Origin of the sequence: Nocardia sp. NBC_00403, assembly GCF_036046055.1 — a bacterium.
GTDB lineage: Bacteria > Actinomycetota > Actinomycetes > Mycobacteriales > Mycobacteriaceae > Nocardia.
Window position 1 is genome coordinate 7,379,748 of sequence record NZ_CP107939.1, and the last position, 15,799, is coordinate 7,395,546.

The window sequence follows — 15,799 nt, forward strand, 5'->3', positions numbered from 1 at the left end:
ATGGACGGGGGACCGTTCTGGGATCCCCGAGTGACAGCCAACATTCATGCCGCTGGTGCAGTGTTGTGGCGAAGGGCGCCGGGTGGTTCCGGCGCCGTCGAGATCGCCGTCGTGCACCGCCCCAAGTACCAGGACTGGTCCTTGCCGAAGGGCAAACTCGACCCGGGTGAAACGCCGGTCCTCGCCGGGGTGCGCGAGGTGCGCGAGGAGACCGGGCTCGACTGCCGACTCGGCCGCTACCTCGGGCATGTCACTTATCCCATTCCCGGGCATCGCAAACTCAAGCGCGTCGACTATTGGTCGGCCGAGGTGTCGGGTGGTGCATTCGCCGCCAATTCCGAGGTCGATCTACTGAAGTGGTACTCGCTCGACCGGGTAATGGAACAGCTGTCCTATCCCATGGACCGGCAGGTACTGCGCGCGTTCGCCCGGCTACCGGCGGCCACCAGCACGCTGCTGCTGGTGCGGCACGCGAAGGCGGGTAGCAGGGACCGGTTCAACGGCCCGGACGACGAGCGGCCGCTGGAGCGGGCCGGACAGGGCCAGGCACAGTCGCTGGCGCCGAATCTGCTGGCGTTCGGCGCATCCGAGGTCTATTCGGCCCCACCGGTGCGCTGTGTCCAGACGGTGGCGCCCCTGGCGGAGAAACTGGGTGTGAAAATCGCCGTCGAGCCGCTGTTTTCCGAATCCGGTTATGCCGCAGCGCCCGACGCCGCCCGCGAGCGCGCACGCGAACTCGTTTCCGATCGCGCGGTGCGGGTGTTGTGCAGTCAGGGCAAGGTGATTCCCGATCTGCTGAATTCGTGGGCCGACCGGGACGGCATTACCCTGCCCTCCGCTCGCAATCGCAAAGGCAGCGCGTGGGTGCTGTCCTTCGCGGCCGGACGGCTCGTCGCCGCAGACCATCTCGACCGCTCGTTGTCGGATGCCATCGTGAAGTCCTGACACCCGCTGCGCGGTCCTGACACACCGAAACGGCCCCGGGGTAACCCGGGGCCGTTTCGGTGGAGCCTCGGCGTCAGCGAGCCCGACGGGCCGGAGCCTTCTTCGCCGCAGTCTTCTTGGCGGGCGCCTTCTTTGCCGCGGTGGTCTTCTTGGCCGCTGTGGTCTTCTTGGCGGCCACAACCTTCTTGGCCACAACCTTCTTTGCCAGAGCCTTCTTGGCGGCCGCGGCCTTGGCCGGAGCCTTCTTCGCGGCTGCCTTGACCGCGGTCTTGCGGGCGGTGGTCTTTGCCGGTGCCTTCTTGGCTGCCTTCTTCGCCGTGGTCTTGGCGGGCGCCTTGGTAGCGGTGGCCTTCTTTGCGGCTGCCTTCTTCGCCGCCACCTTCTTGGCGGCCGCCTTCTTCGCCGCTACCGGCGCATTCGCGCCGCGCTTGACGGCGGGGCCGCTCGCGGTCAGCTTCTGCTTACCCGCAATAACGGCCTTGAACTGAGCACCCGGACGGAATGCAGGCACCGAAGTGGGCTTCACCTTGACGGTTTCGCCGGTGCGCGGGTTCCGCGCTACGCGAGCCGCACGCTTACGCTGTTCGAACACACCGAATCCAGTGATTGTGACGCTCTGACCCTTGTGCACCGCGCGCACGATGGTGTCGACCACGTGCTCGACTGCCGCGGTGGCCGTGCGCCTGTCCGTACCCAACTTTTCGGTCAGAACGTCGATCAGTTCCGCCTTGTTCATTGAATCCTCCGCAGACTAATGGCCCGTCGTCGGACCGACTAGGTACCACGGTAAACCCACAATGGGCAAGAGTCTATGTGCCACGCCAAAATTCATGTGGTTTAGCACACGTCCAGCTACCGCCCCTAGGGGTGTACAGCTATCTACGCAGGGTGATTACGCTTGCGAAATACGTGCCGGCAGGGTGGCGGGTTTCCAAGTTGGCCTTGCCTTTTCGAACTCGTCGATGGCGTCGCTACGCCGCAGCGTGAGCCCGATGTCATCCAATCCTTCCAGCAGACGCCACCGCGTGTAGTCATCAATATCGAACGGCAACACGACGGTTCCGGCCGTCACCGTGCGCGCTTGGAGGTCTACAACCAATTCGAGACCGGGCTGTTCCTCGATCAACTTCCAGAGCATTTCGACATCGTTCTGTGACATCTGTGCGGCAAGTACACCGCCCTTGCCTGCATTGCCGCGGAAGATGTCGGCGAAGCGGGATGAGATGACTACCCGAAAGCCGTAGTCCGACAGCGCCCATACGGCGTGCTCACGTGAGGATCCGGTACCGAAATCCGGACCTGCCACCAGCACACTGCCCCGCTTGTAGGGCTCGGTGTTCAGAATGAAGTTCGGATCCGATCGCCATGCGGCGAACAGCCCGTCTTCGAATCCGGTGCGGGTCACACGCTTCAGGTACACCGCAGGAATGATCTGATCGGTGTCGACATTGGATCGGCGCAACGGCACTCCGATCCCCTTGTGCACTGTGAAGGCTTCCATAACTGATTCTCCTGGGTCGGTAGGCGATTTGGGCGGGCAACGGGATTGATCCGAGTGCCTGCGGCGGGATTGACCCCCGCCGCGGCGGGATCTCTCCGGGGGCAGCTCAGTTCAGATCCGCCGGCGCGGATAGGGTGCCCCTGACCGCTGTCGCGGCCGCTACGAGCGGGGAAACAAGGTGCGTACGGCCACCTTTGCCCTGCCTGCCCTCGAAGTTCCTGTTCGAGGTCGATGCGCAGCGCTGACCCGGCTCCAGCTGATCGGGATTCATTCCCAAGCACATAGAGCAACCCGCTTGCCGCCATTCGGCGCCCGCCGCCGTGAAAATCTCGCCGAGTCCTTCTTTTTCTGCCTGTGCTCGAACCCTCATCGAGCCCGGTACAACCAACATTCGCACGCCATCGGCAACGTGACGTCCCTTCAAAATCCCCGCCACCGCACGCAAATCCTCGATACGTCCGTTGGTGCACGATCCGACGAATACGGTGTCCACCGCCACATCACGAAGCGGAGTACCGGGCACCAAATCCATGTACCGCAGCGCTTTCTCCGCCGACTCACGCGCGGTCTCATCGGCAATCTGCGCCGGGTCGGGCACGGCGTCGCCCAGCGGCGCACCCTGTCCCGGGTTGGTGCCCCAGGTGACGAACGGCGACAGCGCGCTGGCGTCGATATGCACCTCAGCGTCGAAAACCGCGCCCTCGTCGGTCTTCAGCGCCTCCCAGGCGGCCACTGCGGCATCCCAGTCGGCCCCCTGCGGCGCGTGTGGGCGACCTTTGAGGAATTCATAGGTCGTCGCGTCCGGGGCGATCATGCCCGCTCGTGCGCCCGCTTCGATGGACATGTTGCAGATCGTCATTCGCGCCTCCATCGACATGGCGCGGATTGCCTCACCGCGGTACTCGAGCACATAGCCCTGACCGCCGCCGGTGCCGATCTCGGCGATCACCGCCAAAACCAGGTCCTTGCTCGTGACACCGTCCGGCAATCGGCCGTCCACGGTGATCGCCATCGTCTTGAACGGGCGCAGCGAGAGTGTCTGGGTGGCAAGAACATGTTCGACCTCGCTGGTGCCGATACCCATCGCCAGCGCGCCGAACGCGCCGTGGGTAGAGGTGTGGCTGTCGCCGCACACCACCGTCGTACCGGGCTGCGTCAGGCCGAGCTGCGGCCCGACCACGTGCACGATGCCCTGATCGAGATCGCCCATCGGGTGCAGCCGCACACCGAATTCCGCACAATTGCGCCGCAATGTTTCGACCTGGGTGCGCGAAATCGGGTCGGCGATCGGCCGATCGATATCAATGGTCGGGACGTTGTGGTCCTCGGTGGCGATGGTCAGGTCGGGGCGGCGGACCTCGCGGCCCGCGGCGCGGAGCCCGTCGAAGGCCTGCGGACTGGTCACCTCGTGCACGAGATGCAAATCGATGTAGATCAGGTCCGGCTCACGCGAGGCCCCTTCACCCTCGCCGCGAGCGACGACGTGCTGCTCCCACACCTTCTCGGCCAGCGTCAGTGCGCGTTCGGCCATTCTCGATCACCCTTTCCGACGAGCATCCGGTCCGCGCGATCTGGGCTGAGTGCGCGAGGGCCGACTGCACAGGTTTGTGGATAACGGCGCCAGGGGATGGAATGAGCCGTCCACGTCGATTCCTCAACATTGGCGATCTCAACATCCGAGACGCTAGTATCGTTCTATGAGACAGCATAGCGGTATCGGCGTCCTCGACAAAGCGGTGTCAGTGCTCTACGCCGTCGCGGAGCAACCCTGCGGTCTCAACGAGCTGTGCACCCGCACCGGCCTACCGCGCGCCACCGCTCACCGGCTGGCCGTCGGCCTCGAAGTGCACCGCCTGCTCGCCCGCGACAACAACGGCCTGTGGCGGCCGGGACCGGCGCTCGCAGAGCTCGCCGCCGGCGCCACCGACCCACTGAACGAGGCCGCGACGGTCGTCCTGCCGCGGTTGCGCGAGATCACCGGCGAGAGCGTCCAGATCTATTGCCGCGATGGTCACGCACGAATCTGCGTGGCTGCCCTGGAGCCCAATGTCGGCCTGCGCGACACCGTTCCCATCGGCGCCCGACTGCCGCTCACCGCGGGATCCGCGGCCAAGGTGCTGCTCGCCTGGGCCGACCCCGAGCTACAGCGCATGATCCTGGCCGACGCAGTCTTCGGCGAGCGCGCGCTTGCCGAGGTGCGCCGCCGCGGCTGGGCACAGAGCGCCGCCGAACGCGCAAGCGGCGTGGCAAGCGTCTCCGCGCCCGTGCGCGACGCAGGGGGCGCCGTAATCGCCGCGGTGTCGGTATCGGGCCCGATCGATCGCATGGGCAGGCGACCCGGCGCGCGCTGGGCAGCAGACCTGGTCGCCGCGGCCGATGCATTACACAAGCGCCTGTAACACGTTCTAGTAATCAGTCTCTACAGTTGCCCCATGGGAGCAAACCAACGGGCACAGATCGTGATGTCCGACACCGAGATCACCGACTTCTTGGAGCGCAGCAGGATCGCGACCCTGGCCACCATCGGCCCCAAGGGCACACCGCACCTGACTGCCATGTGGTACGCGCTGATCGACGGCGAGATCTGGTTCGAGACCAAGGCGAAGTCGCAGAAAGCGGTCAACCTGCGCCGCGACCCACGGGTCACCTGCATGGTCGAGGCCGGCCAGACCTACGACACCCTGCGCGGCGTCTCGATCGAAGGCCACGCCGAGATCATCGACGACGCGGACAAGCTATACGCGGTCGGTGTCAGCGTGTGGGAGCGCTACACCGGGCCCTACAGCGAGGACGTCCGCCCCCTCGTCGAGCAGATGCTGCATAAGCGCGTGGCAGTGCGCGTGGTGCCGGAGCGGCTGCGCAGCTGGGATCACCGCAAGCTCGGCCTGCCCATGCTGCCGCTCGGCGGCACCACCGCCAACGCGCTCGACTGATCCCCGCACCAGTGAGAGCCTGACCACACAGCTGGAATAGACCGGCGCGGCGCGACCGAAATCCGCCTGACACAGCGGTGTAAGCGCGTTAGCGTCACAGAGTTCGACACGAATCGGCCCCGCACGTACGTCCGGAGGACGAGCGGCGCGGCCGCGACGACGAGGAGCAGGCGATGGCGGAAGCGGATAGTTCCAACGGCAGCAGTGCCGAAGAGGTGAAGCGCAAGTTCAAGGAGGCGCTGGATCGCAAGAACCAGCAGTCCGCCAAGGCGTCCGATCACCTGGACGGACGGTCCAAGGCCACGTCGGCACATGGTAACGCCAGCCACAAGCGTGAGTTCCGGCGCAAGAGCGGCTAACCGCCGACCCGAGAAGGCCCTCCAGACACCCGACTGGAGGGCCTTACTTATGCCCTGAGCGGGACGACAGGACCCGAACAGCGGCGAATCGACGCACGACAACCGACGTCCCAGGGCCGGCCGAGCAGAGGCCAGGCGCGGAGGGCAAGGTCCATGGGGCCAGCCGAGCCGGCGTTGGCAACAAGGGAGCGGAGAGATCGGCCGAAGCGGGCCCTCTCCACACGGATACAGCCGAGCAGGGCCAAGACCACCAGCCGGCGCGGAGATCGGCCGAAGCAGGACCCCTCCACGCAGCTACAGCCAAGCAGGCCAGCGCAAGCAGCCAGCCCAGCTCAGCGCGGCCCAGCGCAGCTCAGCGCGGCCCAGCTCAGCTCAGCGCGGCCCAGCTCAGCTCAGCTCAGCTCAGCTCAGCTCAGCTCAGCTCAGCGAGCATGCCGGCCGAAGCGGGATCATCCAAACAGCTACCGCCAGCGGAGCCGAGGCCTACAACCGGCCAAGTCGAGGGCCAGCAACAAGCGAAGCGAAGGTCGAGCCGAGACGGAAGCGCGCCCAAACCCAGCAGGCCCGGCCAGGCGCAGCCCGCCGGCCGGGGGTCCCGGGGGCGCAGCCCTCCGGGCGGGGTGTGGGGGTTGCACCCCCACAAAACACGCGGAAACGCGAAAGGCCCATGCTCTCCATGAGCATGGGCCTTTCACGCGTTGTAGCCCCGACGGGATTCGAACCCGCGCTACCGCCTTGAGAGGGCGGCGTCCTAGGCCGCTAGACGACGGGGCCAGGACTGATCTCCCACTTTCGTGGTGACCATCCGTATGATCTTTCGATCAGTGGAAGCTCGGCCAGCTTAACCGGCCGAAGCTCGGCGACCAAATCGCCGGTTGCTGTTGATCTTTCGGCCGCGAACCGAGGTCGACAACAAACTCCGCTGGGGTACCAGGACTCGAACCTAGAATGGCTGAACCAGAATCAGCTGTGTTGCCAATTACACCATACCCCAATGCGCCGGGCGCTCGGCCTCGTGTCTGGCTGACTCCGAGGCCGTGTTCCTGGCCGAGAAAGAGAGTACCAAACAGCGCCCGGGTAACTACAAATCGGCTGGTCAGCGGCCTGTTTTCGGCTAAACCGACTCGGTTGACACCGTTGCGGTCCACTCTTGCGCCGACCGTAACCGCTCCAGTGTCACCTCGCGGCCGAGCAGCTCCAACGACTCGTACAGCGGCGGACTGATGTGTGAACCCGTCACCGCGACGCGCACCGGCGCGAAGGCTTTGCGCGGCTTGAGCCCCAGATCATCGATGAGCGCCGTTTTCAGCGCTTCCTCGATTGTGGCCGTCGACCATTGCGCCAACGGCTCCAGCGCGGCAATTGCGGCCTGCAATACCGGAGTGGCATCCGCACCGAGATTCTTCGACCCCGCAGCCGGGTCGATCGCGAACTCTTCTACGGGTGCGAACAGGAATCGCAGCAGATCCCACGCATCGGACAACACCACGATCCTGGTCTGCACCAGTTCGGCCGCCGCCGCAAACGTCTTCTCATCGATTTCGGCGCCGATGTGGTTGTGTTCGGTCAGATACTCACGCAGTCGGTGAGCGAAATCACCATGCTCCAGCAACCGTATATGTTCAGCGTTCAGCGCGTCGGCCTTCTTCTGGTCGAAACGGGCCGGATTCGAATTTACTTTCGAAATATCGAAGGCGGCAACCATCTCTGCCATCGAGAACACATCGTGATCGTCCGCGATGCTCCAGCCGAGTAGTGCTAGGTAATTCAGCAAACCCTCTGGGATGAATCCGCGATCGCGATGGGCGAACAGATTCGACTCCGGATCACGCTTGGACAACTTCTTGTTGCCCTGCCCCATCACGAACGGCAGATGGCCGAATTCGGGGGTGAAGTCGGCCACCCCGATGCGGCGCAATGCGCGGTAAAGGGCGAGCTGACGCGGCGTCGAGGAGAGCAGGTCCTCGCCGCGCAACACGTGGGTGATCTTCATCAGCGCGTCGTCGACCGGGTTGACCAGCGTATAGAGCGGGTCGCCATTGCCCCGGGTCAGCGCGAAGTCCGGCACGGTGCCCGCCTTGAACGTGGTCTCGCCGCGCACGAGGTCGTGCCAGGTGAGGTCCTCGTCGGGCATCCGCAGCCGAATCACCGCCGGGCGTCCGGCGGCCCGGTAGGCCTCGATCGCCTGGGGCGTCAGATCCCTGTCGAAGTTGTCGTACCCCAGTTTCGGATCGCGGCCCGCAACGCGGTGGCGTTCCTCGACTTCCTCAGGCGTGGAAAAGGATTCGTACGCTTCTCCCGCCTCCAGCAACTTCGCCACCACATCGAGATGCAAATCACGCCGCAGCGACTGCCGGTATGGCTCATACGGGCCGCCGACCTCCGGGCCTTCGTCCCAGGTGAGGCCGAGCCAGCGCAACGCATCAAGAATTGCGCGGTAGGACTCTTCGGAATCGCGTGCCGCATCGGTGTCTTCGATACGGAAGACGAATTTTCCGCCGGTATGGCGGGCGTACGCCCAGTTGAACAGCGCCGTCCGGATGAGGCCGACATGCGGTGTCCCGGTGGGCGACGGGCAGAAACGGACCCGTACTTCAGTCATGGCTCTCTTTCGATGAGGTTGTTTCGAGCGACCCCGCAAGCAATCGTCTGCGGGCCCTTTCGAGCGACCTACAAGTAGTCGCTGACGGACTCTTTCGAGCGACCGACATGCGGTCGCTAACGCTGTTTAGCCGCAACAGGATTCGTGAGAGTGCCGATGCCTTCGATGGTCACCGATACCTGCTGACCGGCCTGCACCGGGCCGACGCCCTCCGGGGTCCCGGTCAGAATCACATCGCCGGGCAGCAGCGTCATTACGGCGCTGACCCACTCGATGAGCTTCGGAATGTCGTGCAGCAGAAGCGAAGTGCGGCTGCGCTGGCGAACCTCGCCCGCCAGCTCGGTCATGATCTCCAGATCCGATGGGTCCAAGGAGGTTTCGATCCATGGGCCGAGCGGGCAGAAGGTGTCGTAGCCCTTGCTCCTGGTCCACTGGCCATCGTGACGCTGCTGATCACGGGCAGTGACATCGTTGGCGGCGGTGTAGCCGAGCACCACGTCCATGGCCCGCGCTGCGGGCACGTCCTTGCACGGACGCCCGATCACCACGGCCAGTTCGCCCTCATAGTCGACCTGAGAGGAACTGGGCGGCAAGATGATCGGCGCGTTCGGTCCGATGATCGAGGTATTCGGCTTGAGGAAGATCACCGGATCCTCCGGGGCAGGCCCACCCATCTCGGCCGCGTGTGCGGCGTAATTCTTGCCGATGCACACCACCTTGCTCGCCAGGATCGGCGCGAGCAAGCGCACGTCGGCCAGCGGCCAACTCCGCCCGGTGAACGTCGGCGTACCGAACGGGTGCTCCGCAATCTCCTTGGCGACGGTGTCGCTTCCCTCTCCCTCGATGCTGACGAAAGCGACCCCATCGGGACTGGCAACTCGACCTAGACGCATGACCCGCAGTCTATCCACCACCTTCGACCTGCCCGAACGCGCCTGCACCGGATCTGCGGCGCCTGCGACAGCGTGTTCGCGACCCAGGAGGCTCACGACCGAGCGGCCGAACCACTCAGCGAACGGGCCTGCAGCCCAGCAGCCAAGGCTCACCCCTGCGACGCATGCGCTTCGGGCTGCTCGAACGCGACCGGGCCATAGACGGTCGCTGGTGAGACCGGCTCCGTCGCAGGTGCGTCAGTAGCGATGCTTACGGCATTTTGCTCGCGCGGGAACCGCGACCGTGTGACCCGATCGACAGCACGAACCCGAAATCGGGTTGCCGACCGGGTGTACGGTATGACCCGATGTTCATTCAGTGAGAACATAGTTCCACATTATGAGATTAAGAGGTGAGGCCGATGGCTACCGTGACGCAGATCCGCGAGGTCCGACGGTGGTCCATGCTCGGCCTCGGAGTCTTCGCACAGTCCTCGAGCGCGGTCTTCATCCACGGCGTTCCGTTCCTGCTGCCCGCACTGACCGCGCGCGGCATGCCCTTGGCCACCGCAGGCCTGCTGGTGGCGATGCCCACGGTCGGGCTGGTCTGCACATTGATCGCCTGGGGCTACCTCGTCGATCGCATCGGCGAGCGCAAGGTACTGGTCGGCGGACCACTGCTGATGCTCGCGGCGGGAACCGCCGCCGCAACAGCGTCGAACTACGTCGTCTTCGGCATCCTCTTGTTCCTGGGCGGCATCGGCGCCGCGAGCACCAACGGCGCCAGCGGCCGCGTCATTGTCGGCTGGTTTCCGCCGCATCGGCGTGGCCTGGCGATGGGGATTCGGCAGACCGCACAGCCGTTGGGCGTCGGGGTCGGCGCGCTGGCGATCCCCGCCGTCGCTGCGGCACACGGGATTTCGGTCGCCATCTTGGTTCCGACCGTCATGGCGGGCGCCGCCGCCATCGGCTGCCTGATCTGGATCATCGACCCACCCCGCCCCGAGGGCAAAGCAGCCGATCGGGCCAATCCCTATCGTGGTGATTCCACCCTGTGGCGCATCCACGCGGTATCCGTGCTGTTGTGTGTACCGCAGGGCACGGTGTGGACTTTCGCGTTGCTGTGGCTGCACCGCGATGTCGGCTGGTCGTTGACGACCGCGGGCGCGCTGGTCACCGCAACCCAAATCCTGGGCGCCTTCGGCAGAATCGGCGCCGGTCACTGGTCGGATCGGGTCGGCAGCCGACTGGGTCCGTTGCGCACCGTCGCCATCGCCGCCGTGCTCGCCATGGCCGGCCTGGCTCTGACCGCATGGACACATTCCTGGTGGGCAGCCATCCCCCTGTTGATCGCGGCATCGGTAATCACAGTCGCCGACAACGGACTTGCCTTCACCGCCGTCGCCGAAATCGCAGGCCCCTACTGGAGCGGCCGCGGCCTGGGCATCCAGAACACCGGCCAAAACCTAGCCATGGCCGCCATCCCGCCCGCCTTCGGCGCCCTCATCACCGCAACCGGCTTCCCCACCGCCTACCTGGCCGCAGCAGTCCTGGCAGCAGCCGCCATCCCACTGGTCCCCACCCACCACCGAACCGAACAACAGTCCTGAAACCCCTGAGGGACCACCACTTTCACCACCAATCACTGGAACACAACCACAGGCAGTCCTTACACCCAGCCTGCTCAGATCGACGTGAGAGAAATGGTGGCTCACACCGCCTCGACAACCACCATTTCACTACCCTCGATACCGAAAGTATGTGGAACGCAACCACAACCAGCCCTCACGCCGGAAGCCGCGTGCCTGCCCGCCCAGGCTGCGGAAGAGAAAGCCGGGTACGGCACACAACGCACCCATCACTGCCTGGAACACCGCTGGAAGCTGACCTCACCTTCCCAACCCGGGGCACGCCACCCCCGCTCCGCCTACCAGTCGGCGGCGCTGCACCGAGGAAGGTGAGCTCGGTTTTCGAACCCCAGAGCACACTGCCCAAGTTCCGCGTGCCCTCCACAGGTTCACCCAGGCAGTGCTGGGCACGTCGGGTGGGGGGTACCCGACATTCTCTTCCACAACTCGAGCAGGCAGGCACACAGCTTCCAGCATGAAGACCGGCGGTGGTCGCGTTCACAAACCCTTCGAACCCCGGAGCGTGCTGCCCAGTTCGATTGCCCTCCAAGGGTTCACCGGGCAGTGCAGGGCGCGTCGAGTGGGGTACCCGACATTCTCTTCCACAACTCGAGCAGGCAGGCAGACGGCTTCCAGCGTGAAGACCGGCGGTGGTCGCGTTCACAAACCCTTCGAACCCCGGAGCGCGCTGCCCAGTTCGATTGCCCTCCAAGGGTTCACCTGGGCAATGCGGGGCGAGTCATGTGGGCACCCGGCTTTCTTTTCGCAACTCGGGCAAGCAGGCCCACAGCTTCCAGCGTGAAGATCGTCGCCGAACCTTCACACCACCAGCCATCGATGGGTTCCACATCTCCAACCCGCCGCGGGGTGGCACCTGGCTGCGGGAAACACCGAGACCTCCGCCGTGGTGTACCACTCGGCGAAGACGCACCCACGACTGACGCATGGACGCGGCAAGCACCAAGAGACGCCCACCACCAGGTGCCGCTCAGTACGACACACCTACGGGCACAAGGCTGCAGCAGATGGCCGGGCGGGCCAACGTCGTGTACCACCTCAGCGGCGACACGCTCACGAGCGGCACATGACTACGGCACACCGGCAAGCCGACCGTGCACCAGGCGGAGACGCACCCCGAACGGGACGTGGGTACGGCAATAGTGGAGAGGACTCCTTGCCGTGTGCCGTTCGGCGGAAGGTGGAGGGAGACACGCAGCCCCCGCGCCTGGTTTCGGGCGCGGGGGGTGGGTGGTTGGTCAGACTGCGGCGGCGATTCGGTCGCCGACCTCGGTGGTGGAGGCGGTGCCGGTGCGGGATGCGAGGTCCTTGGCTACTGCGGACTCGATGCGGGTGGCTGCTTCGGTATTGCCGAGGTGGTTGAGCAGTAGGGAGACCGACAGGATGGCGGCGGTGGGGTCGGCTTTGGACTGGCCGGCGATGTCGGGGGCGCTGCCGTGTACGGGCTCGAACATGCTCGGGTTGGTGCCGGAGGCGTCGATGTTGCCGCTGGCTGCCAGGCCGATGCCACCGCTCACCGCGGCCGCGAGGTCGGTGATGATGTCGCCGAACAGGTTGTCGGTGACGATCACGTCGAAGCGGCCCGGGTCGTTGACCATGTGGATGGTCGCGGCATCGATGTGCTGATAGGCGATCTGCACGTCGGGGAACTCGGTGGCGACCTCGTCGACGGTGCGCTGCCACAGCGAACCGGCGAAGGTCAGCACGTTGGTCTTGTGCACCAGGGTGAGGTGCTTGCGGCGGGCCTGCGCCTTGGCGAAGGCGTAGCGCACGACGCGTTCGATGCCGAAGCGGGTGTTGGTGCTGACCTCGGTGGCGACCTCATGCGGGGTCCGCACCCGAATCGCGCCGCCGGTGCCGGTGTACGGCCCTTCGGTGCCTTCACGCACGACGACGAAATCGATGTCGGGATTGCCGGACAGCGGGCTGGTCACCCCGGGATACAGCTTCGACGGCCGCAGGTTCACGTGGTGGTCCAGCGCGAACCGGGTGTGCAGCAGCAGCCCGCGCTCGAGCACACCGCTGGGCACCGACGGATCGCCGATCGCACCGAGCAGGATCGCGTCGTGCTGCTTGAGCTCCGGCAGCACCGAATCCGGGAGGATCTCACCGGTCGCGTGGTAGCGCTTGGCACCGAGGTCGTACTCGGTCTTCGCGACGCCGGGCACCACCACGTCGAGCACCTTCAGTGCCTCGGCGATGACCTCGGGACCGATTCCGTCACCGGGGATGACAGCAAGCTTCATGACAACAATGCTCCGTTCAGTATTGCCGGTCACCGGCGTCGCCGGGTTCACGGCGAGCTGTACGCGCCCGCCCTGATATTCGGATGCCTTCGCGAACCCGGGCCGACGCTATGCGTCCGCACGTATCCCATCGAGCGAACAGCAGCAGCATCACCGTACTTGGTGTATCACGACGGTCCGTCGTCGGGCGCGGTCATGCTGCGGGTCGGTCGGCCAAAGCGCCATGGTGACGAGACGTATCCGATGCCGGCTCGCATCCGCCACGGGCCACAGCTCACGGCTCCGTAGACATAGCCATCCCACGACCCCGCGAGGCTGCCACCGGTTCCACACGCCACGAGCCACCCCCGCGGCTTCGTAGACATAGCCATCCCACGATCCGGCGAGGGGCTGCTACCGGCTGCACACTCACGGGCCATCGCTGATGGTTGCATAGCCGCAAACCACCGACGACCCCTGCGAAGCTGCCACCAACTGCGCACCACAGACCACCACCCACGGATGCCGTAGCCGGTAACCGCCCCAACGACCCAACTAAGCCGCCACCAACTGCGCACCGACCACGGCCGTGACTGCACGGCTTGTGCCCGCGCTGCGTTGCCCCAGGCAGTCACCGTTCGGTGCGCCCGTTCATACATTGCCCCAGGCAGTCACCGTTCGGTGCGCCCGTTCATACGTTGCGCGCCGTCACCATTGGTGACGGCGCGCATCGGGGTTCTCGAAAGGGCCGGGACAACTACGATCGCTCGCGCCTCGGCCGATCGATCAGAACAGGTCGACCTGGACGACCTTGCCTGCTCCGACGGACTCGGCGATGGCGGTCTGGACGTCGGGGGTGACGTCACGGTTGACGCGCAGCACGACGGTGGCGCCTTCCTTGTCGACGTCCTGGCTCAGCTGCGCGGCAAGGATGTCGATCCCCGCCTCGCCGAGCTTGGTGCCGATCTTGCCCAGTGCGCCCGGCCTGTCCTCGTAGTTCAGGACGGCCAGGTTCAGGCCCTCGGCGCGCAGGTCGTAGTTGCGGCCGTTGATGTTGACGATCTTCTGGACCAGCTGCGGCTCGGTCAGGGTGCCCGCCACGTTCAGCGTGCTGCCGTCGCCGAATACCGCGCGCAGATCGACGACGCTACGGTGGCTCGGGCTCTCCGACGCGGTGGTCACCTGGGCGCTGATGCCGCGATCCTTGGCGAGCGCGGGTGCGTTCACGAAGGTGACCTGGTCTTCGACCAGTGCGGAGAAGACGCCGCGCAGCGCGGAAAGCTCCAGCACCGCAACATCTTCGGAGGCCAGCTCGCCGCGCACCTGAACCTCGAGACTGACTGGCAGCTCGTTGGACAGTGCACCGAGCAGCGCGCCCTGCTTGCGGACGATATCCAGCCACGGTGCGACCGAATCGCCGACCGAGCCGCCGGTGACGTTCACGGCGCCCGGCACGAATTCACCGGCCAGCGCGAGCAACACGGACTTGGCGACATCGGTGCCGGCGCGGTCCTGCGCCTCGGAGGTGGAGGCGCCGAGGTGCGGGGTCACCACGACCTGCGGCAGCTCGAACAGCGGGCTGTCGGTGCACGGCTCGGTCTCGAATACGTCGAGGCCGGCGGCCCGCACGTGCCCGGACTTGATGGCGTCGGCGAGCGCCTGCTCGTCGACGAGTCCACCGCGGGCCGCGTTGACGATGATCACACCCGGCTTGGTCTTGGCGATGGCTTCCTTGCCGATGATGCCCTTGGTCTCGGGGGTCTTCGGCAGGTGCACGGAGATCAGGTCGGCGCGCTCGAGCAGCTCGTCCAGGCTCAGCAGCTCGATGCCGAGCTGTGCGGCGCGGGCGGGCGACACGTAGGGGTCGTAGGCGATGATCTTGGTTTCGAAGGCGGCAAGGCGCGCGGCGAACAGCTGGCCGATGCGGCCGAGGCCGACGACGCCGACGGTCTTGTCGAAGATCTCGACACCGTTGAACTTGCTGCGCTGCCAGGTGCGCTCGCGCAGGGTCGCGTCGGCAGCCGGGATCTGGCGAGCGGCGGCGAGCAGCAGCGTGACGGCGTGCTCGGCGGCGGTGTGGATGTTGGAGGTCGGCGCGTTGACGACCATGACGCCACGCTCGGTGGCGGCGGGCACCTCGACATTGTCGAGGCCGACGCCTGCGCGCGCGACGATCTTCAGGTTCTTGCCCGCCTCGAGCACCTCGGCGTCGACCGTGGTCGCGGAGCGCACGAGCAGTGCGTCGGCCTCGGGGACCGCGGCGAGCAGCGCCGGGCGATCGGGTCCGTCGACCCACCGCACCTCGACACCGTCACCAAGCGCATCGACGGTCGACTGGGCGAGCTTGTCGGCGATCAGAACAACAGGACGGCCTGCTTGGCTCACGGTGGAGTACTCCTGGGGAGGAAGGGGTCGGCAATTACCGCCGTTCAGCTTAGTGGGCGCGGGTTCGCGGCTTTTTACCCCCCGGCAGGCGGCCGCCGTCAGTGCGATCGTTGAGCCTGCACAGCGGCATGTCCGCGCTCGACTCGACCCGGACATACAGCAGGCCCCCGGCGCCGATGGGCGCAAGGGGCCTGCTGGAAGTCGAGTCAATCGACCGTCATACTTACTCAGCCGCCGAAAGAACCGGTCCACAGGGTGCTGAGGATGCCGTGCAGAGCCGCACTGCCAGTGCTCAGAAGACCGTTCAGGGCGGCACTACCGGTGTCGATGA

At 65.8% G+C, this 15,799-nt stretch carries 12 protein-coding genes and 2 tRNA genes; 5 read left to right on the plus strand and 9 right to left on the minus strand.

Annotation, left to right across the window (positions count from 1 at the left end; translation table 11 throughout):
• Positions 1–945, plus strand: a complete 945-nt coding sequence (locus OHQ90_RS33085; protein WP_328413283.1) for an NUDIX hydrolase — start codon at positions 1–3, stop codon at positions 943–945.
• 73 nt (positions 946–1,018) lie between these two features.
• Here the strand turns inward: OHQ90_RS33085 and OHQ90_RS33090 are convergent, their stop codons facing one another.
• The 3 genes from OHQ90_RS33090 to leuC form a co-directional block, all read right to left on the minus strand.
• Entirely contained in the window at positions 1,019–1,681 is a 663-nt protein-coding gene (locus OHQ90_RS33090) for an HU family DNA-binding protein (RefSeq protein WP_328404252.1), read from the minus strand.
• 156 nt (positions 1,682–1,837) lie between these two features.
• Positions 1,838–2,446, minus strand: a complete 609-nt coding sequence (gene leuD, locus OHQ90_RS33095) for a 3-isopropylmalate dehydratase small subunit (protein WP_328404254.1) — start codon at positions 2,444–2,446, stop codon at positions 1,838–1,840.
• A gap of 106 nt (positions 2,447–2,552) precedes the next feature.
• Positions 2,553–3,977, minus strand: coding sequence for a 3-isopropylmalate dehydratase large subunit (leuC, locus tag OHQ90_RS33100; protein WP_328404256.1), 1,425 nt, complete (start codon positions 3,975–3,977; stop codon positions 2,553–2,555).
• 166 nt (positions 3,978–4,143) lie between these two features.
• On the opposite strand from leuC, the gene OHQ90_RS33105 reads away from it, so the two are divergent.
• The 3 genes from OHQ90_RS33105 (at position 4,144) to OHQ90_RS33115 (ending at position 5,738) form a co-directional block, all read left to right on the plus strand.
• Entirely contained in the window at positions 4,144–4,845 is a 702-nt protein-coding gene (locus OHQ90_RS33105; protein ID WP_328404258.1) for an IclR family transcriptional regulator, read from the plus strand.
• Positions 4,846–4,878: 33 nt separating this feature from the next.
• Entirely contained in the window at positions 4,879–5,379 is a 501-nt protein-coding gene (locus OHQ90_RS33110; RefSeq protein ID WP_328404260.1) for a PPOX class F420-dependent oxidoreductase, read from the plus strand.
• Between the two features lie 173 nt (positions 5,380–5,552).
• The gene (locus tag OHQ90_RS33115) at positions 5,553–5,738 is read left to right on the plus strand and encodes a DUF5302 domain-containing protein (RefSeq protein ID WP_328404262.1); all 186 of its coding nucleotides are present in this window, start codon (positions 5,553–5,555) and stop codon (positions 5,736–5,738) included.
• A gap of 701 nt (positions 5,739–6,439) precedes the next feature.
• Here the strand turns inward: OHQ90_RS33115 and OHQ90_RS33120 are convergent.
• From OHQ90_RS33120 to OHQ90_RS33135, 4 genes are all read right to left on the minus strand, one after another.
• Positions 6,440–6,512: transfer RNA gene (locus tag OHQ90_RS33120), tRNA-Glu, on the minus strand.
• Positions 6,513–6,660: 148 nt separating this feature from the next.
• A tRNA-Gln gene (locus OHQ90_RS33125) sits at positions 6,661–6,732 on the minus strand.
• A 120-nt stretch (positions 6,733–6,852) separates the two neighbouring features.
• A complete protein-coding gene (gene gltX / locus OHQ90_RS33130; protein ID WP_328404264.1) occupies positions 6,853–8,340 on the minus strand; it encodes a glutamate--tRNA ligase in 1,488 nt (495 codons plus the stop codon).
• Between the two features lie 116 nt (positions 8,341–8,456).
• The gene (locus OHQ90_RS33135; protein ID WP_328404266.1) at positions 8,457–9,233 is read right to left on the minus strand and encodes a fumarylacetoacetate hydrolase family protein; all 777 of its coding nucleotides are present in this window, start codon (positions 9,231–9,233) and stop codon (positions 8,457–8,459) included.
• A 401-nt stretch (positions 9,234–9,634) separates the two neighbouring features.
• Here OHQ90_RS33135 and OHQ90_RS33140 point away from each other — a divergent pair, with 401 nt between their 5' ends.
• Positions 9,635–10,822: an MFS transporter gene (locus tag OHQ90_RS33140; protein ID WP_328404268.1), complete on the plus strand. Its 1,188-nt coding sequence runs from the start codon at positions 9,635–9,637 to the stop codon at positions 10,820–10,822.
• A gap of 1,274 nt (positions 10,823–12,096) precedes the next feature.
• On the opposite strand, the gene OHQ90_RS33145 is transcribed toward OHQ90_RS33140, so the two are convergent.
• On the minus strand, positions 12,097–13,104 hold the full coding sequence (locus OHQ90_RS33145) for a 3-isopropylmalate dehydrogenase (RefSeq protein ID WP_328404270.1): 1,008 nt from the start codon (positions 13,102–13,104) through the stop codon (positions 12,097–12,099).
• Between the two features lie 765 nt (positions 13,105–13,869).
• Positions 13,870–15,468 carry a phosphoglycerate dehydrogenase gene (serA, locus tag OHQ90_RS33150; protein WP_328404272.1) on the minus strand — a complete coding sequence of 533 codons (1,599 nt, stop codon included), beginning with the start codon at positions 15,466–15,468 and terminating at the stop codon, positions 13,870–13,872.
• Positions 15,469–15,799 lie beyond the last annotated feature (331 nt).

What these genes read in the sequence shown, in the direction of transcription:
- OHQ90_RS33115 (WP_328404262.1), top strand. Translation starts at nt 5,553, where the DNA reads ATGGCGGAAGCGGATAGTTCCAACGGCAGCAGTGCCGAAGAGGTGAAG.
- gltX (WP_328404264.1), bottom strand. Translation starts at nt 8,340, where the DNA reads ATGACTGAAGTACGGGTCCGTTTCTGCCCGTCGCCCACCGGGACACCG.
- OHQ90_RS33145 (WP_328404270.1), bottom strand. Translation starts at nt 13,104, where the DNA reads ATGAAGCTTGCTGTCATCCCCGGTGACGGAATCGGTCCCGAGGTCATC.
- OHQ90_RS33140 (WP_328404268.1), top strand. Translation starts at nt 9,635, where the DNA reads ATGGCTACCGTGACGCAGATCCGCGAGGTCCGACGGTGGTCCATGCTC.
- leuD (WP_328404254.1), bottom strand. Translation starts at nt 2,446, where the DNA reads ATGGAAGCCTTCACAGTGCACAAGGGGATCGGAGTGCCGTTGCGCCGA.
- leuC (WP_328404256.1), bottom strand. Translation starts at nt 3,977, where the DNA reads ATGGCCGAACGCGCACTGACGCTGGCCGAGAAGGTGTGGGAGCAGCAC.
- OHQ90_RS33105 (WP_328404258.1), top strand. Translation starts at nt 4,144, where the DNA reads ATGAGACAGCATAGCGGTATCGGCGTCCTCGACAAAGCGGTGTCAGTG.
- OHQ90_RS33085 (WP_328413283.1), top strand. Translation starts at nt 1, where the DNA reads ATGGACGGGGGACCGTTCTGGGATCCCCGAGTGACAGCCAACATTCAT.
- OHQ90_RS33135 (WP_328404266.1), bottom strand. Translation starts at nt 9,233, where the DNA reads ATGCGTCTAGGTCGAGTTGCCAGTCCCGATGGGGTCGCTTTCGTCAGC.
- OHQ90_RS33090 (WP_328404252.1), bottom strand. Translation starts at nt 1,681, where the DNA reads ATGAACAAGGCGGAACTGATCGACGTTCTGACCGAAAAGTTGGGTACG.
- OHQ90_RS33110 (WP_328404260.1), top strand. Translation starts at nt 4,879, where the DNA reads ATGGGAGCAAACCAACGGGCACAGATCGTGATGTCCGACACCGAGATC.